17 protein-coding genes and 1 tRNA gene are annotated in these 17,547 nt (G+C 77.6%); 10 read left to right on the top strand and 8 right to left on the bottom strand.

Annotated features, from left to right (window positions below):
• The first annotated feature begins 7 nt into the window (after positions 1–7).
• Positions 8–859, top strand: a complete 852-nt coding sequence (locus F1641_RS16255; RefSeq protein WP_194907319.1) for an HAD family hydrolase — start codon at positions 8–10, stop codon at positions 857–859.
• Positions 856–1,680, top strand: coding sequence for an HAD family hydrolase (locus tag F1641_RS16250; RefSeq protein ID WP_194907316.1), 825 nt, complete (start codon positions 856–858; stop codon positions 1,678–1,680). Before F1641_RS16255 ends, F1641_RS16250 begins: the two co-directional genes overlap by 4 nt.
• On the opposite strand, the gene F1641_RS16245 is transcribed toward F1641_RS16250, so the two are convergent.
• Genes F1641_RS16245 through F1641_RS16230 form a run of 4 tightly spaced genes read right to left on the bottom strand, consistent with a single transcriptional unit; the run spans position 1,649 to position 4,404 of the window.
• Positions 1,649–2,131 carry a hypothetical protein gene (locus F1641_RS16245; RefSeq protein ID WP_194907314.1) on the bottom strand — a complete coding sequence of 161 codons (483 nt, stop codon included), beginning with the start codon at positions 2,129–2,131 and terminating at the stop codon, positions 1,649–1,651. The genes F1641_RS16250 and F1641_RS16245 overlap by 32 nt on opposite strands.
• A 35-nt stretch (positions 2,132–2,166) precedes the next feature.
• The gene (locus F1641_RS16240; protein ID WP_309225659.1) at positions 2,167–2,694 is read right to left on the bottom strand and encodes a bacterial proteasome activator family protein; all 528 of its coding nucleotides are present in this window, start codon (positions 2,692–2,694) and stop codon (positions 2,167–2,169) included.
• On the bottom strand, positions 2,691–3,710 hold the full coding sequence (locus F1641_RS16235; RefSeq protein WP_194907312.1) for an NAD(P)H-quinone oxidoreductase: 1,020 nt from the start codon (positions 3,708–3,710) through the stop codon (positions 2,691–2,693). Before F1641_RS16235 ends, F1641_RS16240 begins: the two co-directional genes overlap by 4 nt.
• Before the next feature lie 10 nt (positions 3,711–3,720).
• Complete coding sequence (locus tag F1641_RS16230) at positions 3,721–4,404, bottom strand: NTP transferase domain-containing protein (RefSeq protein WP_194907310.1); 684 nt, start codon at positions 4,402–4,404, stop codon at positions 3,721–3,723.
• Positions 4,405–4,626: 222 nt separating this feature from the next.
• On the opposite strand from F1641_RS16230, the gene F1641_RS16225 reads away from it, so the two are divergent.
• The 6 genes from F1641_RS16225 (at position 4,627) to epsC (ending at position 11,265) form a co-directional block, all read left to right on the top strand.
• Positions 4,627–8,097, top strand: coding sequence for an ATP-binding protein (locus F1641_RS16225; protein ID WP_194907308.1), 3,471 nt, complete (start codon positions 4,627–4,629; stop codon positions 8,095–8,097).
• Complete coding sequence (locus tag F1641_RS16220; protein WP_194907306.1) at positions 8,094–8,582, top strand: roadblock/LC7 domain-containing protein; 489 nt, start codon at positions 8,094–8,096, stop codon at positions 8,580–8,582. Before F1641_RS16225 ends, F1641_RS16220 begins: the two co-directional genes overlap by 4 nt.
• 5 nt (positions 8,583–8,587) lie before the next feature.
• A complete protein-coding gene (locus F1641_RS16215; protein ID WP_309225658.1) occupies positions 8,588–9,019 on the top strand; it encodes a DUF742 domain-containing protein in 432 nt (143 codons plus the stop codon).
• Positions 9,000–9,671 (top strand): ATP/GTP-binding protein, encoded by a 672-nt coding sequence (locus tag F1641_RS16210; RefSeq protein WP_206691321.1) that lies wholly within the window; start codon positions 9,000–9,002, stop codon positions 9,669–9,671. The genes F1641_RS16215 and F1641_RS16210 overlap by 20 nt, the downstream gene beginning before the upstream one ends.
• Before the next feature lie 62 nt (positions 9,672–9,733).
• Positions 9,734–10,663 (top strand): cysteine synthase A, encoded by a 930-nt coding sequence (gene cysK / locus F1641_RS16205; protein ID WP_194907596.1) that lies wholly within the window; start codon positions 9,734–9,736, stop codon positions 10,661–10,663.
• On the top strand, positions 10,660–11,265 hold the full coding sequence (gene epsC / locus F1641_RS16200; RefSeq protein ID WP_309225656.1) for a serine O-acetyltransferase EpsC: 606 nt from the start codon (positions 10,660–10,662) through the stop codon (positions 11,263–11,265). Before cysK ends, epsC begins: the two co-directional genes overlap by 4 nt.
• On the opposite strand, the gene F1641_RS16195 is transcribed toward epsC, so the two are convergent.
• Positions 11,244–12,227: a PAC2 family protein gene (locus tag F1641_RS16195; protein ID WP_194907302.1), complete on the bottom strand. Its 984-nt coding sequence runs from the start codon at positions 12,225–12,227 to the stop codon at positions 11,244–11,246. The two genes, epsC and F1641_RS16195, sit on opposite strands and share 22 nt — an antisense overlap.
• A 347-nt stretch (positions 12,228–12,574) precedes the next feature.
• On the opposite strand from F1641_RS16195, the gene F1641_RS16190 reads away from it, so the two are divergent.
• Both F1641_RS16190 and F1641_RS16185 read left to right on the top strand, forming a co-directional pair.
• Positions 12,575–13,858: a GNAT family N-acetyltransferase gene (locus F1641_RS16190; RefSeq protein WP_194907301.1), complete on the top strand. Its 1,284-nt coding sequence runs from the start codon at positions 12,575–12,577 to the stop codon at positions 13,856–13,858.
• A 58-nt stretch (positions 13,859–13,916) separates the two neighbouring features.
• Positions 13,917–14,004 (top strand) — tRNA-Ser (locus F1641_RS16185).
• A gap of 31 nt (positions 14,005–14,035) precedes the next feature.
• On the opposite strand, the gene F1641_RS16180 is transcribed toward F1641_RS16185, so the two are convergent.
• From F1641_RS16180 to F1641_RS16170, 3 genes are read right to left on the bottom strand one after another with little or no spacing between them, the layout of a single operon-like run.
• Positions 14,036–15,043 (bottom strand): diguanylate cyclase, encoded by a 1,008-nt coding sequence (locus tag F1641_RS16180; protein WP_194907299.1) that lies wholly within the window; start codon positions 15,041–15,043, stop codon positions 14,036–14,038.
• Positions 15,040–16,947, bottom strand: coding sequence for a bifunctional diguanylate cyclase/phosphodiesterase (locus F1641_RS16175; RefSeq protein WP_194907298.1), 1,908 nt, complete (start codon positions 16,945–16,947; stop codon positions 15,040–15,042). Before F1641_RS16175 ends, F1641_RS16180 begins: the two co-directional genes overlap by 4 nt.
• A 13-nt stretch (positions 16,948–16,960) precedes the next feature.
• On the bottom strand, positions 16,961–17,410 hold the full coding sequence (locus F1641_RS16170; protein WP_194907297.1) for a DUF4383 domain-containing protein: 450 nt from the start codon (positions 17,408–17,410) through the stop codon (positions 16,961–16,963).
• Between the last annotated feature and the right edge of the window lie 137 nt (positions 17,411–17,547).

Below are 17,547 nucleotides of genomic sequence, written 5' to 3'. Positions count from 1 at the left end.
GGCGATCGTGCCGTTCGACCCCCTGCTGGTGGCCCTGGACGTCGACGGCACCGTCGTCGACCACGACATGGTCCTCACCGACCGCGTGCGCGACGCCGTCCGCGCCGTCGCGGCGGCCGGGCACCACGTGGTCGTCGCCACCGGCCGCTCCCTGGTCTCGGTGCAGCCGGTGCTCGCCTCCCTCGGGCTCGCCACCGGCTACGTGGTCACCAGCAACGGCGCCGTCACCTCCCGCCTCGACCCGGCGCTGCCCGGCGGGGCCGAGGACGTCGAGGTCGTGACGTTCGACCCGGCCCCCGCGCTGGCGCTGCTCAGCGCCGAGCTGCCCGGAGCCGCCTTCGCCGTCGAGGTCCCCGGCGACGACGTGCTCGTGGCCGGCCCCTTCCCCGACGGCGAGCTCGACGGGCCGCTGCGCACCGTCGAGCTGGCCGAGCTGGCGGGCCTGGTCGACGCGCGGGCCACGCGCGTCGTGGTCCGCAGCCCCGAGCACACCACCCAGGACTTCGTCGAGCTCGTCGGCCGGGTGGGCCTGGCCGGGGTCAACTACGCGGTCGGCTGGACCGCCTGGCTCGACCTCGCCCCGCAGGGCGTGACCAAGGCCAGCGCGCTCGAGCTCGTGCGCACGCGCCTCGGGGTGCCGCCGGAGCGGACGGTGGCGGTCGGTGACGGCCGCAACGACGTCGAGATGCTCCGCTGGGCCGGCCGCGGCGTGGCCATGGGGCAGGGGCCCCCGGAGGTCCACGACGCCGCCGACGAGGTCACCGGCACCGTCGGCGACGACGGCCTCGCCGACGTCCTCGAGGGCCTGCTCGCCGGCACCGGCGGCCCGGCGGTCCCGGCCGAGCCGGCCGCCTCGTGACCCGTCCCCCGCTCCGCCTGGTCGCCACCGACCTCGACGGCACCGTCGTGCGCAGCGACGGCTCCGTCTCCCCCCGCACCCGCGCCGCCTTCGAGGCCTGCCGCGCCGCGGGCGTGCACGTGGTCGCCGTCACCGGCCGCCCGCCGCGCTGGGTCACCGACCTCGACGACGTCTTCGGCCCCGTGACCGTCGTCTGCGCCAACGGCGCCCTCACCTACGACCTCGCCGAGCACCGCGTCGTCTCCGCCCGCACGATCCCCGCCGCGGTGGTCCTCGCCGCCGTCGCCGCCGTCCGCGCCGCCCTGCCCGAGGTCGCCGCCGCGATGGAGACCCTCGAGGGCTTCCGCCACGAGCCGGCCTACGTGCCCAAGTACGACGCCAAGCGCAACCCCGTCACCGGCACCCTCGAGGAGCTCCTCGCCGTCGACCCCGGCGTGGTCAAGCTCCTCCTGCGCGCCGGGGACCTGCCCGCCGACGCCGTCCTGCGCGCCGTCCGCGACGCCGCCGGCGACATCGTCGAGCCCACCCACTCCGGCATGGACGGCCTCGTGGAGGTCTCCGCCCGCGGCACCAGCAAGGCCAGCGCCCTCGCGGCGCTGGCGGGAGACCTGGGCATCGACGCCTCCGAGGTGGTGGCCTTCGGCGACATGCCCAACGACCTGCCCATGCTGCGGTGGGCGGGCCGCTCCTACGCCATGACCGGCGGCCACCCCGACGCCGTGGCCGCGGCCACGGCGCTGGCCCCTCCGTGCGACGACGACGGCGTCGCGCGCGTCGTCGAGCAGCTGCTCAGCGAGCGGGCGGGCTCCCCGGCTCCCTGACCAGGGCCTCCACCTGGGCCACGGAGCGCTCGGCGGCCGCGGCCCCCGCCGGGTCGGCCAGCGCGGCGGCGCCCCCGTCGGGTCCGGAGCGGGCCCGGACCCGCGCCATCGTCGCGGCCTCGCTCGCCTGCGCGGCCAGCGTCGCGGCGCGGGAGAGGCGCGCGTGGTGCTGGCCGGCCTCGCCGCCGGGCACCTCCAGGCCCTGGCTGGGGTGCGCGGCCTGCTCGGCGGCGCACGCCGCGCGCACCTCGTCGAGGCAGGCCGCGAGCCGGGCCCCGCAGACCTCCAGCGCGTCGCGCAGCGGGGAGGCGGGCACCCCCTCGAGCACCTGGTGGAACCTGTCGACGGCGCGGCGGAACCTGTCGTGCAGGCGCCGCCACACCCCCTGCCCCAGCTCGAGGTCGTCGGGGGAGCGGCGCGCGAGGACGTCGCGCAGGCGCCGACGCACCACGGTCGGGGTCCGGGGTCAGGAGGGCCGGCGGAGGGTCAGAGGTACTGGCCGGGGGAGGGGCGCTGGTCGACGCCCGGACCGCCCGGACCGCCGTGCCCGTCACCCGCACCCGCCGGCAGGGCCCGGCGCATCTGCTCCAGCTGGCTGCGCGCGGCCACCTGCTGCGCCACGAGCGCGGTCTGGATGCCGTGGAACAGGCCCTCGAGCCAGCCCACCAGCTGCGCCTGGGCGATGCGCAGCTCGGCGTCGGTCGGCGTCTCGCCCTCGCCGAAGGGCAGCGAGATGCGCCGCAGCTCGGCCACCAGCTCGGGGGACAGGCCGTCCTCCAGCTCGGCGAGGGAGCGCTCGTGCACCTGCGCCAGGCGGGCGCGGCCGGCGTCGTCGAGCGGCGCCCCGCGGACCTCCTCCAGCAGCTGGCGCACCATGCTGCCGATCCGCATGACCTTGGCCGGCTGCTCCACGGAGCCGACGGCGCGGGCCGCGTCGGACTCCTCGCCGCCGCCCGCCGCCAGGGCGGAGCCGGAGACCACGACGACCGGATCGGGCTGCTGCTGCTCGCTCACCGGGCCATCGTCTCCCAGACCAGCAGGACCTTCCCGACGTGAGCGCCGGCCTCGAGGTCGGCGTGCGCGCGGGCGACGTCCGCCGCCGTGCGGACCACCACCCGCTCGGAGACCACCGGGCGCACCCGGCCCTCGGCGACCAGGGGCCAGACGTGCTCGACCACGCTCGCGCAGATCGCCGCCTTGCCGTCGGGCCCGTCGACGGGACGGGCGCGCAGCGTGCTGCCGAGCACGCTCAGCCGCTTGGCCATCACCAGCCCGAGGTCGAGCTCGGCCTTCCGGCCGCCCTGGAGGCCCAGCTGCACCAGGCGCCCGCCGGGGGCGAGCACCCGCACGTTGCGGTCGAGGTAGGGCCCGCCGACCACGTCGAGGACCACGTCGGCGCCCCGCCCGTCCGTGGCCCCCCTGACGGCCTCCACGAAGTCCTGGGTCGAGTAGTCGACCAGCACGGTGGCGCCGAGCTCGGCGCAGGCCCGCAGCTTGCGCTCGCTGCCCGCGGTCACGGCGACGACGGCCCCGGCCTGCGCCGCCAGCTGCACCGCCATGGTGCCGACGCCGCTGCCGCCGCCGTGCACGAGGAGGACCTCGCCCGGGCGCAGGCCCGCGGACATGAAGACCGTCGACCACACCGTGGCCGCGACCTCGGGCAGCGCCGCGGCGTCGACGAGGTCGACCCCGGCCGGCACGGGCATGACCTGTCCCGCGGGCACCACGACGAGCTCGGCGCAGCCCCCTCCGGCGAGCAGCGCGCACGCCTGGTCACCGACGCGCAGGTCGGTGGCCGTCTCGGCGCCCTCCCCGAGGGCGAGCACGGTGCCCGACACCTCCAGCCCCAGCACGTCGCTGGCGCCGGGGGGCGGCGGGTAGGTGCCGCCGCGCTGCGCGACGTCGGCGCGGTTCACCCCGGAGGCGGCCACCCGCAGGAGCACCTCGCCCGGTCCGGGCTCCGGGTCGGGCAGCTCGCGGAGCTCCAGGACCTCGGGTCCTCCGGGCTCACGCGCGACGACAGCACGCATGCTGCCGACCCTAGGCAGGGCGGTCGCCCTGCGCCCGGTGGGCCGCCCGGGCGGCGTCGAGGTCGGCCGGGGTGTCGACGTCGGCCAGGAGCTCGGCGGGCGCCGGCACCTCGGCCAGCGCGGGCCCGCGGGGGAGGAGGCGGCTCGCCGCGACGCCGGCCGGGTCGCCCAGGGCGGCGACCCGCTCCCGCAGGGCGACGGCGTCGTGCGCGGCGACCAGCACCTGGCGGTGGCCCCCGCCGTCGAGGGCCACGGCGGTGGTGACCTCCGGCGCTCCGCGGCGCAGCGCGTCGAGCAGCCCCGGCAGGGCCTCGGGAGCACGGGGGGCGTCAGCGGGCACGACGACGACGACCCGCCCCAGCAGGCCGGCGCCCTCCAGCGCCGCGAGCCCCGCCGCCACCGCCGCAGCGGGCCCGCCGCCGGGCGGGTCCTCGCGGCACGTGAGGACCACCCGGGCACCTCCGCCGGCGTCGGCGGCGTCGGCGGGGCCGTGGCGCTCCGGGCCCACCACCGCCACCGGGACGCCCGCCGGCAGGCGGCCGAGGACGTGCGCGAGGAGCGAGCGGCCGCCCACCAGCACCGCGGGCTTGTCAGCGCCGCCCAGCCGGCGGCCCGCGCCGCCCGCCGGGACGACGGCGCAGACGCCGTCCCAGAGCGCGTCGCCAGCGCCTGCGGGGCCGCGGCTCACGAGCACCCGGCGATCCTCGCGCCCCTCCCGCGGGGCGGCCCACCGGGGGGCCGGGAGGTTCTGGGCGGTCGGGGCGTCGACGAGACGCGGGACCTGGGGGAGGATGTGCGGCGGGTGGGCCGTTCGGGGGGACGGGTCGCCCACCGTGAAGGCGCGTGGCTCCGCGGCCGCCGTCGCCCTCCAGGTGGTGCTCCGCACGGCGCACCGCGCGCGAGACGAAGGGTGGACATGGTCCGCAACCTCAGCATCCGGTCCCGGATCCTGGCCGTCCTGGCCCTGCCGGTGCTGGTGCTCGTCGCGGCGTCCGCCGTCCTGTCGTGGTCCAGCTGGACCACGGTGCGCGAGGCGGGCCAGCTGCAGCGGGCCGTCGACGCCGCACGGAGCCTGCCGGCGCTGGTCACCGCCCTCGACGACGAGCGCACCGCCTCGGTGGCCCTGCTGTCCGGAGACGCCAGCGCCGCCGAGGGCGTGGCGCAGGCCCGCGCCACGACCGACCCGCTGCTGCAGACCGTCACCGACGAGCTCGCCGCCGTCGACACCTCCCGCCTGTCGGGCGAGGCCGCCCAGGGCATCGCCGCCGCCGTCCGCACGCAGAGCCAGGTCGCCACCGTCCGCTCCGTCGTCGACGAGGGCCGCCAGAGCGCCACCAGCGCCTCGGCCCGCTACTCCACGGTCATCAGCGCCCAGGCCGCGCTGCCGGAGGCTCTCGCCGCCGACGCCGACCCCGCCTCGGGCACCCCCGACGCGCTGCGCGCCGCGACCTCGCTGCAGCAGCTCGTCGGCCTGCTCGCCGACGAGCGCGACGTCGGCGCCCGCGCCCTGCAGTCCGGCGGTGGCGTCAACTCCGCCGAGCGCGCCTCCCTGGTGGGGGTCGCCGCGCGCATCGCCTCCACCCGCGCCGACGCCGTCCGCCTGGGCCGCGGCGCCGGCGTGCAGGTCCCGCCGCCGGGCGTGGAGGTCGTGCAGCTGCGCGCCGCCGTCGAGGGAGACCCGGGCGCCGGGTTCGCCCAGCCCTCCGTGGCCACGTGGCGCGCGGCCCTCGACGCGGAGGTCGACGCCCTCGCGCCGTCGGCAGCGGCGCTCGCCGCTGCCGGCGCCGACGGCGTGGCCCAGCAGGTCGACAGCGCCCGCACCACGGCCGTGGCGATCGCCCTCGGAGGCCTCGCCGCCGTCGTGCTGCCGCTGCTGTTCGGGCTGCTCATCGCCCGCGGCATCACCCAGCCGCTGCGGGCGCTGACGCGCGCCGCCGGCGACGTCCGCTCGCGCCTGCCCCGCCTGGTCGAGGCGGCGCACTCGACCTCCGGAGCCGCCGCCGAGGACGCCGAGCTCGAGCCGATCCCGGTCCGCTCCCGCGACGAGGTGGGGCGCCTCGCCGCGGCCTTCAACGACGTGAACTCGACCACGGTGCAGGTGGCCCGGGAGCAGGCGGCGCTCCGCGCGGCCATCTCCAGCACCTTCGTCACCGTGGCCCGCCGCGACCAGGCGCTGCTCAACCGCCAGCTGGCCTTCATCGACACCCTCGAGCGCGCCGAGGAGGACCCCCGCACCCTGGAGGACCTCTTCACCCTCGACCACCTCGCCACCCGGATGCGGCGCAACGCCGAGTCGCTGCTCGTGCTCGCCGGCATCGACGGCGGGCGCCGCCTGCGCGCGCCCATGCCGCTGAGCGACGTCGTGCGCACCGCCTCGAGCGAGATCGAGGACTACCGCCGCATCGACCTCGCCCTCGGCACCGACCCCGCGGTGCTCGGCCACCTGGCCCTCCCGGCGGCGCACCTGGTCGCCGAGCTGCTCGAGAACGCCACCCGCTCCTCCGACCCGGGCACCCGCGTCCGGGTCTCCACCACCCAGCAGTCGAGCGGCGTGCAGCTGACGATCACCGACGACGGCATCGGCATGTCGCCCGCCCAGCTCGCCGAGGTCACCGCCCGCCTGGCCGACCCCTCCGCCAGCGCCGCCGTCGGGGCCTCCGAGCTCGGCTACTTCGTGGTCGGCCGCATCGCCCGCCGCCTCGGCGCCCGCGTGGAGGTCCACGCGGGAGCGGTGCGCGGCACGGTCGTGGCCCTCTCGCTGCCCACCGCGGTGTTCGCCGGGTCGGTGGCGTCCGTCGAGCCGAGCGCCGTGGCGCCGGTGCAGGCGCTGCCCGTGCGCGGGCCCGCCACGGGCGCCCTGTCGGCGCTCCAGCTGCCGCCGACCCGCGCCGCCGGGCCGGCCCCGGCCGAGCCGCTCGCCCCGGCGCCCGACCGCGCCGCGGCTGCGGCCGCCCCCGCTGCCGCGGGCGCCGGCTCGACGCCCGGCGGCCTGCCGCGGCGGGCCCCGCGCTCCTCCGGGCCCGCCCCCGCCCTCACCGCGCCCGTGGCGGCCACCGCCGTCCCGGTGGCCGCCGCCCCCGCCGAGGCCGCCGCCGCCCGCGAGGACGACCCCTCGGTCGCCCGCCGCAGCGCCGTCTTCCGCACCTTCACCGCCCGCCGCGGAGAGCTCGAGCCCTCCGGCGGCCCGGACTCCGATGCCGGCGCGGTGGTCGACCTCACGGCCGTCCCCACCCCGGTGCTGACCCGCACCGGCCCCCCGGCGCAGCCGCTCGCCGTGGACCTCGACGCCGCCGCCCCCTACGTGCCCGACCGCGCCCCGGCCACCGGGTCGACGGCGCTGCCGTCGCGCGACGACGAGCGGGTCCGCGGCGCGCACGCCGCCCCCAAGCGCGGCCTGCTCGCCCGTCTCGGCCGCGGTGAGACCACCTCCGGTCAGCAGGCGGTCGTCCCCGCGGCGGCGGCCAACACGGCCACCGGCTCGGCCACCAGCCCCGGTGCCGCCGCGACCTCCGAGGACGCGGACGCCGCCGAGGTCCGCCCCATGACGCGCCGCGAGCTCCGCGCGCTGGAGGCCAGCGGCCAGCTGTCCGCCGTGCGCACCGGTCCGCGGTCCGCGGTCCGCACGACCGGCCGCCAGGCCGCCGTCCGCGCGTCCTCCGACACCGCGGGCGCGGGGCAGCAGGCCCCGGCAGCCGCGGCCTCGACGGCCCCCTCGACCCCCTCGACCCCGTCGCCGCAGCCGGCGCGCGAGGCCGCGGTGGCGACGAGCCCGGCCAGCGCGCCGCCTGCCGCTCCGCCGCTGGCCCCCGGGCCCGTCGTCGCGCAGCCCGCGGCGTCCGGCCGCCCGACCGTGCCGCTGGGCCTCCGCGCCCCCCGTGCGGAGCCCGCCTTCACCCCGGTGCCGGCCGCCTCCGCCTCTCCGAGCGCCCTGCCGCGCCGCAGCACCCCTGCAGCCCCCGCGGCCGCCTCCGACGACCTCGGCTCCACCGCCGAGCGCGCCGCCGGGTGGCTGGCCCAGCCCGCGGCCCCGCTGCGCCCGCTGCCGCCGATGCCGGCCGCTCCCGCAGCCGGCGGCCCCGGCGGGCGCCCGCTGGCCCTGGCCGTCTTCGAGACCGGGGAGATCCCGCGCGAGGCCTACCGCCCCGCAGCGGTGTCCTCCGGGGCGGCGCCGCTGGTGCGCCGGACCTCGGGGTCGGCGCTGCCCACCCGGCCCGCGGGGAGCCCGGCGGTCAGCAGGTCCGCCGGCGGCCAGCACCCGCCCCGCCGTCGCGAGCCCGCCGACGTGCGCACAATGCTGGCCGGGTACACCTCGGGCGTGAGCCGGGCGCGGCGCGCCGAGCAGGCCCACGGCCAGGTGCCCGCCCAGGAACCCCAGGAGGACCGTTGACCACGCAGACCAGCGGCTCGGCGAGCCCGAGCGGTGCAGGAGGGGCGACGACGGCGGCCGGCTTCAGCTGGCTGCTCGACGACTTCGTCCGCCGCGTCCCCGGCGCGCGCACCACGCTCGCCGTCTCGGCCGACGGCCTCCTCATGGCGATGTCCGCCGAGCTCGACCGCACCGAGGGCGACCAGCTCTCGGCGATCGTCGCGGGCATGTCCAGCCTCACCCGCGGCGCCGCCCGCCAGCTCCGCGGCGGTGAGGTGCGCCAGGCCATCGTCGAGATGGACGAGCTGTTCCTGTTCACCATGAGCGTCTCGGACGGGTCCGTCCTCGCCGTCGTGGCCGACGCCACCTGCGACGTCGGCATGGTCGGCTACGAGATGGCGATGCTCGTCTCCCGCGCCGACGCCGCCCTCACCCCGCAGCTCGTGGCTGAGATGCGCGCTTCCCTCCCGGTCGACGGCCCCGGCCGCGGCCCCCGGGAGGGATGAGCGTGGTGCCCCCGCCGTCCGGCGCCGACGACGTCGACGACGCGGAGGAGGTCCGCACCGTCAGGCCCTACGCCGTCACCGGGGGCCGCCGCGCCCCCAGCGCCGCCGAGCTGCCCCTGGAGGCCCTGGTGCAGGCCCTCGGCACGCCCACCACCGGCATGACGCAGGAGAGCCGCCGCGTCCTGGAGCTCACCGCCGGCGGGTGGCTCTCCGTGGCGGAGCTGTCCGCGCACGTGCGGCTGCCCGTGCCGGTGATGAGGGTCGTCGTCGGCGACCTGCAGCGCAGCCGCGCCGTCCGCGTGCACGCCCCCGAGCTGCCCCCCGTCCCAGCGTCCGGCGCCCCGGGCGCCGGCGGCACCCGGCCCGCGGACGGCTGGGTGGCCACGACCCCCCGCACCCTGCTGGAGAGCGTCCTCGATGGCATCAGCACCCTCTGAGGCCCACGCGTCCCCCGTCGACGCCGTCGACGCCGTCGACGCCGTCGACCCGGTCGACCCGGGGGGCGCCGCGGACGCGGCCCCGGCCCGCGAGCCCGCCGAGGCACCGACCACGGTCAAGATCGTCGTCGCCGGCGGGTTCGCCGTCGGCAAGACGACCTTCATCGGGTCGCTGTCCGACATCGAGCCGCTGAGCACCGAGGCGGCCATGACCGAGCACTCCGTGGGCGTCGACGACGCCGGCGGGGTCAGCGACCGCAAGACCACCACCACCGTGGCCATGGACTTCGGCCGCATCGCCCTGCCGGGCAACCTGTGGCTGTACCTGTTCGGGACGCCCGGCCAGGACCGGTTCCTGTTCATGTGGGACGACCTCGTCCGGGGCGCGATCGGCGCCGTCGTGCTGGTCGACACCGAACGCCTCGACCAGTGCTTCACGGCGGTCGACTACTTCGAGAGCCGCGGCATCCCCTTCGTCGTCGCGGTCAACTGCTTCGACGGCGTGGCCCGCCACGAGCTGGACGACGTCCGCGAGGCCCTCGCGGTGCCCGAGCACGTGCCGGTGCTCTACACCGACGCGCGCACCCGCCCCGCCACCAAGCAGGCGCTCGTGACGCTGGTGCAGCTGGCCGTCTCCCAGTCGGCCGGCTGACGGCTGGCCCGGACGAGGGGTCCGCTGGAAGGTCCGGGGGCCGGGAGGTGTTCGATGCGGACGTGCGCATCTACGACGACGTCACCCAGCTCGTCGGCCGGACCCCGCTGGTCAGGCTGAACCGCCTCGCCGAGGGAGCACGGGCGGAGGTGGTCGCCAAGCTCGAGTTCTACAACCCCTCCGCGAGCGTCAAGGACCGCATCGCGGTCGCGATGCTCGACGCCGCCGAGGCCTCCGGCGAGCTGCGGCCCGGCGGCACGGTGGTCGAGGCCACCAGCGGCAACACCGGCATCGGCCTGGCCATGGCGGGCGCGGCCCGCGGCTACCGCGTGGTGCTGACCATGCCCGAGACGATGAGCCTGGAGCGCCGCGCGCTGCTGAGGGCCTACGGCGCCGAGGTCGTGCTGACCCCGGGCAGCGAGGGCATGAAGGGCGCCGTGGCCCGCGCCGTCGAGGTGGCCACCGAGCGCGGTGCGGTGCAGGTCCGCCAGTTCGCGAACGCCGCCAACCCCGAGGTGCACCGCCGCACCACCGCCGAGGAGATCTGGGAGGACACCGACGGCCGCGTCGACGTCGTCGTCGCCGGCATCGGGACCGGCGGCACGATCACCGGCGTCGGCCAGGTGCTGAAGCAGCGCAAGCCCGGCCTGCGCGTCGTGGCGGTCGAGCCGGCCGAGAGCCCGATCCTCAACGGCGGCCAGCCCGGCCCCCACAAGATCCAGGGCATCGGGCCGAACTTCGTGCCGGAGGTCCTGGACACGTCGGTCTACGACGAGGTGGTCGACGTCGACGTCGACACCTCCGTCGCCTGGGCCCGCCGCGCCGCCGCCGAGGAGGGCATCCTCGCGGGGCTGTCCTCCGGCGCCGCGCTCAAGGCCGCCGTCGAGGTGGCCAGCCGGCCGGAGATGGACGGGAAGCTCGTCGTCGTCGTCATCCCCTCCTTCGGGGAGCGCTACCTGTCGACGGTGCTGTACAGCGACCTGATGCAGTGACCCGCCTGACCCGGCTGACCCGGCAGACCGCCACCTGGCGCGAGCGGGCCCGCGAGGACGTGGCGGCCGTGCTGCTGCGCGACCCCGCGGCCCGCTCGCGCCTCGAGGTGCTGCTGGTCACCCCGGGGCTGCACGCGGTGTGGCTGCACCGCCTCGCCCACGCCCTGTGGACCTCCGGCCCTGCGGGGCGGCTGCCCGCCCGGCTCGTGGCGCACTGGGCGCGCCGCCGCACCGGGGTGGAGATCCACCCCGGTGCGCGCATCGGGCGGCGGCTCGTCATCGACCACGGCACGGGCGTGGTCATCGGGGAGACGGCCGTCGTCGGCGACGACGTGCTGCTCTTCCACGGGACCACCCTCGGCGGCCGGGTGGTGGCCGTGGACGACCAGCGCCAGGCGCGCCGCCACCCCAGCGTGGGCGACGGCGCGGTCGTCGGCGCCGGGGCCACGGTGCTCGGACCGGTGCACGTCGGCCGCGGCGCCCGCGTGGGGGCGGGCGCCGTCGTCCTGGTCGACGTGCCGGACGGCGCGACCGCGGTGGGCGTGCCGGCGAAGGTGCTGCCGGCGCGCCTCGAGGTGCCTCAGGAGCCGTCGGGCGCCTGAGCGCCTCCCGCCGAGGAGCCGTCGGCCCCGCCCTGCGAGCGCAGGAACCGCTCCAGCTCGGCGGCCAGCTCGTCGCCGTCGGCGACCTCGTCGTCGGGCAGCCGGGGGGTGCCCATCACCGAGCCGTCGGCGCCCTGCAGGCCGCGGCCCGCGAGCACGGCGTCGTACTGCGCCTCCAGCGCGACCACGGCCGAGCGGGTCTCGGCGCTGGCGGCGACCTGCTCGTCGACCTGGGAGAGCACGTCGACGGCGGCCGCCGACAGCACCGCCAGCGACTCGTCGAAGCGCAGGCCCGCCGCCTGGGCGACGGCGTCCAGCAGCGCCGCCGTCGACGGCGGGAAGGACGTGGCCCCCAGGTAGTGGGGCACGTGCACCGAGAAGCCCATCGAGGGCAGACCGGCCTCGCCCAGCTGCAGCTCGAGGAAGGCGCCGGCGTGCCCCGGCACCACGACGTCGCTGAACCAGCGGGGACGACCGGCGATGAGCGCGCGGTCGCTGGCGTGCGCCGTCAGCGCGGCCGGACGGGTGTGGGGCGCTGCCCAGGGGATTCCCTGCACCGAGACGGCCAGGCGCACGCCCCACCGCTGCGCGAGCTGGTGGACGGCGACGGTGAAGCGCTGCCAGTGCAGGTCGGGCTCCGGGCCGGTGAGCAGCAGGAACCGGGTGCCGGCGTCGTCGACGACCTCGTGCAGCAGCAGCTCGGGCAGCTCCACCGAGGCGAACCTGTCGCCCGCGAAGGCCATCGGCGGGCGGCGGCCGCGGTAGTCGTGCACCAGGTCGACGTCGAAGCGCGCCAGGACGCGGGAGTCGAGGTCGGCCAGGAGCCGCTGCGCGAGCAGCTCCGACGCCGACCCGGCGTCCACGAACCCGGTCAGCGCGTGCAGCAGCACGGGGCCGGCCTCGCCGTCCGCGGTGGCGGTCGCCTCGGCGACCACCTCGTACAGGTCCTCGGGTGCCAGCACGGCGCCACCTCCTCCGCAGGTGCAACCCCGCGGTGCCCCTGATCCATCCCACCCCCCCCCCGTGATCATGGACCTCCGGAACGCTGCCGGGCCGTGATCATGGGCTTCCCGAACGCGCCGCCGGAGAGCGGTGTGACGCCGGACGGGCAGGAGGCCCGTGGCGGGGATCACTAGTGCCCTCCTGGGGGACTCTGCCCGTCGATCGTCACGGGCGCCCGGGCGCCGCCGGTCGTGGCTGCTCCGGAGGCCCGCTGACACCACGACCGAGGAAGTGCTCGGGAAGCCCATGATCACGGGGGAGGGAACCCGGTGGCGTGGCGGGGGAGCGCGGAGCCAGACTGCCCGGGGTGAGCAGCCCGACCCCCTCCACCCCGCCCGCAGGCGCCACCGCCGACGTCGCCGTCCGCTGGGCCACCGCCGAGGACGCGGCCGCCGTGCGGGTGCTCGACGGCCGGGCCTTCGGCTTCACGTGGGAGGACGCCGACGCCGCGCTCCTGGAGGGCGTCATCGAGCCGGAGCGCTTCGTGGTGGCCGAGGAGACCGGCGACCACGGCCTGCCCGCCCACGACGCGCTCGTCGGCGCCGCCGGCTCCTGCTCCTTCACGATGACCGCGCCCGGCGGCGCGCGCCTGCCGGTCCCCGGCGTGACCTGGGTGGCCGTGGCGCTGCACCAGCGCCGCCGGGGCCTGCTGCGCCGGATGCTCGGCGAGCTGCACACCCGCCTGGTCGCCGAGGGGGCGCCCCTCGCCGTCCTCACCGCCAGCGAGGCCACCATCTACGGCCGCTACGGCTACGGCGCCGCCACCACCGAGCGCACCGCGCGCGTCGACCGCCGCCGCGCCCGCCTGACCCCCGCGGCGGAGGCGCTCGCCGGGCCGCAGGTCGCCCGCCACGCGCGTCCCGCCACCGCCCGGCGGCACCTCGCCGACGTGCACGAGCGCTGGTGCGCCCAGACCCCGGGCGCCCTCACGCGCACCTCAGGGTGGTGGGACCAGCTGCTCGCCGACACCCCCGGCCAGCGCTCCGGCGCCACCGAGCTCTTCGCCCTCGTGCACCCCGACGGGTACGCCACCTACCGCCTGCAGGACGGGCGCGCCCGCACGAGCGAGCTGGTCTCCACCACCCCGTCGGCGCACGCCTCCCTGTGGCGCTCGCTGCTCGCCCTCGACCTCGTCGACGAGATCACCACCGGCCGCGGCACCCCCCTCGACGACGCCCTGCCCCACCTGCTCACCGACGCCCGCGCCGTCGAGACCACGGCCGTCGCCGACGGCGTGTGGGTGCGCCTCCTGGACGTGCCCGCCGCGCTCGCGGCGCGCACCTACTCCTGCGAGGTCGACGTCGTGCTCGACGTCGTCGACCAGCCCGGCGGCGCGGGGCTGCCGGGCGTCGACGCCTCGGCGCGGGTGCGCCTGCGCGGCGGCCCGGACGGCGCCGAGTGCACCCGGACCGACACCCCCGCCGACGTGCGCCTCGGCGTGGCCGCGCTGGGAGCGACGTACCTCGGCGGCACACGGCTCGCCCCGCTGGCGCGCGCCGGCCTGGTCGAGGCCGAGCGCCCCGAGCTTCTGGCGCGGCTCGGCACCGCGCTGCTGGGGGAGCGGGAGCCGCAGCTCGGCACCGGCTTCTGAGGCGTCCGGCGGGCGCCTGCGCCCCGGGGTCGCGGTGCGGCAGGATGGGCGGGGTCGAGGAGGGCTGCCGGAGCGGCCGAACGGGGCAGTCTTGAAAACTGCTGACTGGTCCTGCCAGTCCGTGGGTTCGAATCCCACGCCCTCCGCCCGACGGGTCGGGCGGCCGGAGCGGTGCCGTCAGCCGGCCAGGGGCTGGCCCTCGCGCCGCCCGGCCGGTGACTGGGCGCCGCTCGCCCGCGCCGAGCGCTTGGCGGCGTACATCGCCTCGTCGGCGGTCCGCAGCGCGGCCTCGACGTCCGGGTGGTCGTCCAGGCGGGCCAGCCCGACGCTGACGCCCACGGGGACGCCCGGGGGAGAGGCCTCCGCCACGGCGGCGGACAGGCGGTCGAGCACGGACTCGTCCTCGTCACCGGCGGCGTGGCGCAGCAGCAGCCCGAACTCGTCGCCGCCGAGGCGCGCCACCAGGTCACCCGAGCGCACGTCGCTCACGAGGTAGGCGGAGATGCGCAGCAGGAGGGCGTCGCCGGCGGCGTGCCCGAGGGTGTCGTTGACCGGCTTGAACCCGTCGAGGTCGAGGAACGCCACCAGCGCCCCGGTCTCCCCGGTCGCGCGGAGCCGCTCCACCGACGTCGTGAACGCCCGGCGGTCCAGCAGGCCCGTGAGGGGGTCGGTGTGCGCCAGGCGGCGCAGCTCGGCGGTGGCCCGCCCGAGCGCCCGCGAGCGCGCGGCGATGACCTCGCCGACCACCACGAACACCGGGACGGCGTAGACGGCGGTCCACGCGGCGTCGGGGTGGTGGTGCAGCAGGAGGGGCACCGTGTACGCCACCAGCGCCAGGGGTCCGGCCGTCAGCGAGGTCCAGCGCGGGTGGTGCATCCCGACCCAGACGAAGAGCAGCAGGAAGAAGACGCCGTAGCGGTAGGGGTCGTCGTCACCGACGGTGTTGTGGACGGCGATGAGCGCCATCGCCAGCGGCAGCATGACGAGCGTCGCCCGGGCGGGCAGGCGCCGCCACACCGGCAGGAACATGCCGGCGGCGACCAGCCCGGCCGAGAGGGCGACCGCGCGGACGGCGGTGGTGTCGTCCACCGCTGACGGGAAGAGCGTCGACACCAGGACGAGCGCCGACGACAGCAGCCCCACGAGGCCCAGGGCGCGCGCCGCCGCTCCGGGGCGGGGGGTCACGACGTGACCCGCAGACCACCGGTCTCGGCGCCTCCGAGGTGACGTCCGGGCTGGTCCCCGGGCTGGTCCCCGGGCTGGCCCCCGAGCCGGCGGGTGCCGACCAGCAGGTCCTGGGCGACGTCCTGGGGCACCGGTCGCGACAGCAGGAAGCCCTGCGCCTTGTCGCAGCCGAGCTCGCCGAGGATGCGGAGCTGGCCGGGGGTCTCGATGCCCTCGGCGATCGTGGTCAGCCCCAGCGCGGAGGCGATGTCGAGCACCGCGCGCACCATGGCCAGCGACGTCGTGTCGTCCTCGAGGCGGGAGATGAACGCCCGGTCGAGCTTGACGACGTCGACGGGGAGCTGGTGCAGGTACGACAGCGACGACGAGCCGGTGCCGAAGTCGTCGATGGCGATGCCGACGCCGATGTCGCGCAGCGCCTGCAGGCGGCGGGCGGCGCCGTCGAGGTCGAGCATCATCGCGGTCTCGGTGAGCTCGAGGGTGAGCAGGTGCGGCGCCAGCCCGGTGCGCGCCAGCACGTCGCCGACGCGGTGCACGAGGTCGACGTCGAGGAGCTGCTGCGGCGAGAGGTTGACGCTGGTGGTCCAGGCCCGCGACGGGTCGAGGGCGTGCCAGGCGGCGGAGCGCTCCGCGGCGTCCTGCAGCACCCGCAGGCCGATCGGGCGGATGAGCCCGACCTCCTCGGCGACCGGCACGAACTCCAGCGGCGACACCAGCCCGCGCTGGGGGTGCTGCCAGCGGACCAGGGCCTCGAACCCCGCCACGCGGGACGGGTCGGTGAGCAGCGCGTACGGCTGGTAGTGCACCTCCAGCGCACCGGTGCCGGGCTGCCCCGTGAGGGTGGCCCGCAGCTCGTCGGCGGTGCGCGAGCGCTCCAGCACCTCCTCGCGCAGGCGCGACGTGTAGAGCACGGTGCGGGCCGTGGACTCGGCCTCGGCGCCGGAGCGCTGGGCGGAGTGCAGCGCCAGGGAGGCGTCGCGGAGCACGTCCTCGGCGGTGCGGTCCTCGCCCGGGCGGTGCAGCACGGCGCCGGCGCAGGCGCTGACGACGATGGTGGCGCCCTCGACGTCGACGGGCCGGTTCACGACCTCGAGCAGGCGCAGCGCGATGGCGGCCGCGTCGGCGTCGTCGGGGACGTCGTCGACCAGCACGGCGAAGACGGACCCGGTCGCGCGGACGACGCGCTCGTCGCCGCGCACGGCGGCGGACAGGCGCAGGGCCGTGGTGGACACCACGAGCTCCCCGACGTCGTGGCCGAGGGTGGCGTCGATGGTGGCGAGGTCGTCCAGCTCCACCTTCACCACGGCCAGGGGGGTGCTGCGCGGCTGCGCGAGCATCCCCTCGAGGTGCCGCAGCAGCAGCGTGCGGTTGCCCAGGCCGGTGACGGCGTCGTGGGTGGCCTGGTGCTCCAGCTCCTCGGTGAGGCCCACCAGGCGCTGCTGCTCGCTCACCAGGGTGTCGAGCATGGTGTCGAACTGGGTGCTCACCACCATCAGCTCGTCGCGCGGGGGACGGGCGGAGCCGCCGTGCCGGGCGCGGTCACCGACCCGTGCGGTCAGGTCGCCCTCGGCGACGCGACGGGCGACGTCGGCCAGGCGCTTCGTGCGGCGCCCCACGAAGGCGATGAAGACCAGCCAGAGCACCACGAGCATCAGCGCGGTGCCGTCGGTGGTGACCAGGGAGACCTGCTGGCTCAGCTCGGTGCACGCCGGGGTGCCGCCGCAGGCCTCCGTGTCGAGCGCGCCCTCGAGGTAGAGGGCCATGCCCAGGGACACGGCCAGGACCGGGCCGCCGACCTTGACGATGACGGGGGTCTGGGCCGACGCCGCGAGCACCAGGTCCACGAGGACCGTGCGCGTCCGCTGCAGCGGTCCGGGGGCGCGGGGCGCCGTCGGCTCGTCCACCGGGTGACCCGCCTCAGGCCCGCTGGCGGGTGCGGGTGGCCCAGACGACGCCCAGGAGCACCGCGGCGGTGCCGAGGTGCAGCGCGTGGTCGGGGCTGTTCAGGGCGATGGGGTCCATGTGGCCGCCCATCACGAACGGGCCCACCAGGCCCAGCAGGAGGAACACGACGCCGACGAGGCGGTCGACGCTGCGCGCGGCCTCGGTGCCCAGCAGCGCGCCGACCAGCAGCGCACCGCCCAGCCCGAGGTGGGCGACGTTGTGCACGGGGTTGATCTGGAACAGCAGGATCGTGGCGTGGTTGTGCATCGACCACTCGCTGACGCCGGTGAGCACGAAGCCCACCACGCCGACGAGCAGGTACACGGCTCCCAGGCCGGCACCCGCCAGGCGCACCGGCGTCCAGCGGCGACCGGGGTCGGACTGCTCGCTCTGGGTGCGGGAGCTCGTGGCGGAGGAGGTCATGGCCCCTGCATCGGCAGCCCGTCCCCGGGTGTTGAGCGGACCGGTCCCGCTGGGGTGTCGGCCGTCCGGGAGACCCCCCTCGGCCGCGGCTGGTGATCTCGTGGGCCGGCGGCGCTCAGGTCAGCACCCCTCCCCGC

It is taken from the genome of Quadrisphaera sp. INWT6 (genome assembly GCF_015390235.1).
In the GTDB taxonomy this organism is placed as follows: Bacteria; Actinomycetota; Actinomycetes; order Actinomycetales; family Quadrisphaeraceae; genus Quadrisphaera.
Note: the sequence above shows the minus strand (reverse complement) of the source record. Positions and strands in the feature narration are given on the sequence as shown.

Bases quoted from the DNA above. Each gene is read 5' to 3' on its own strand.
- F1641_RS16235 (WP_194907312.1), bottom strand. From the start codon at position 3,710: ATGCGTGCTGTCGTCGCGCGTGAGCCCGGAGGACCCGAGGTCCTGGAG.
- F1641_RS16225 (WP_194907308.1), top strand. From the start codon at position 4,627: ATGGTCCGCAACCTCAGCATCCGGTCCCGGATCCTGGCCGTCCTGGCC.
- F1641_RS16210 (WP_206691321.1), top strand. From the start codon at position 9,000: ATGGCATCAGCACCCTCTGAGGCCCACGCGTCCCCCGTCGACGCCGTC.
- F1641_RS16170 (WP_194907297.1), bottom strand. From the start codon at position 17,410: ATGACCTCCTCCGCCACGAGCTCCCGCACCCAGAGCGAGCAGTCCGAC.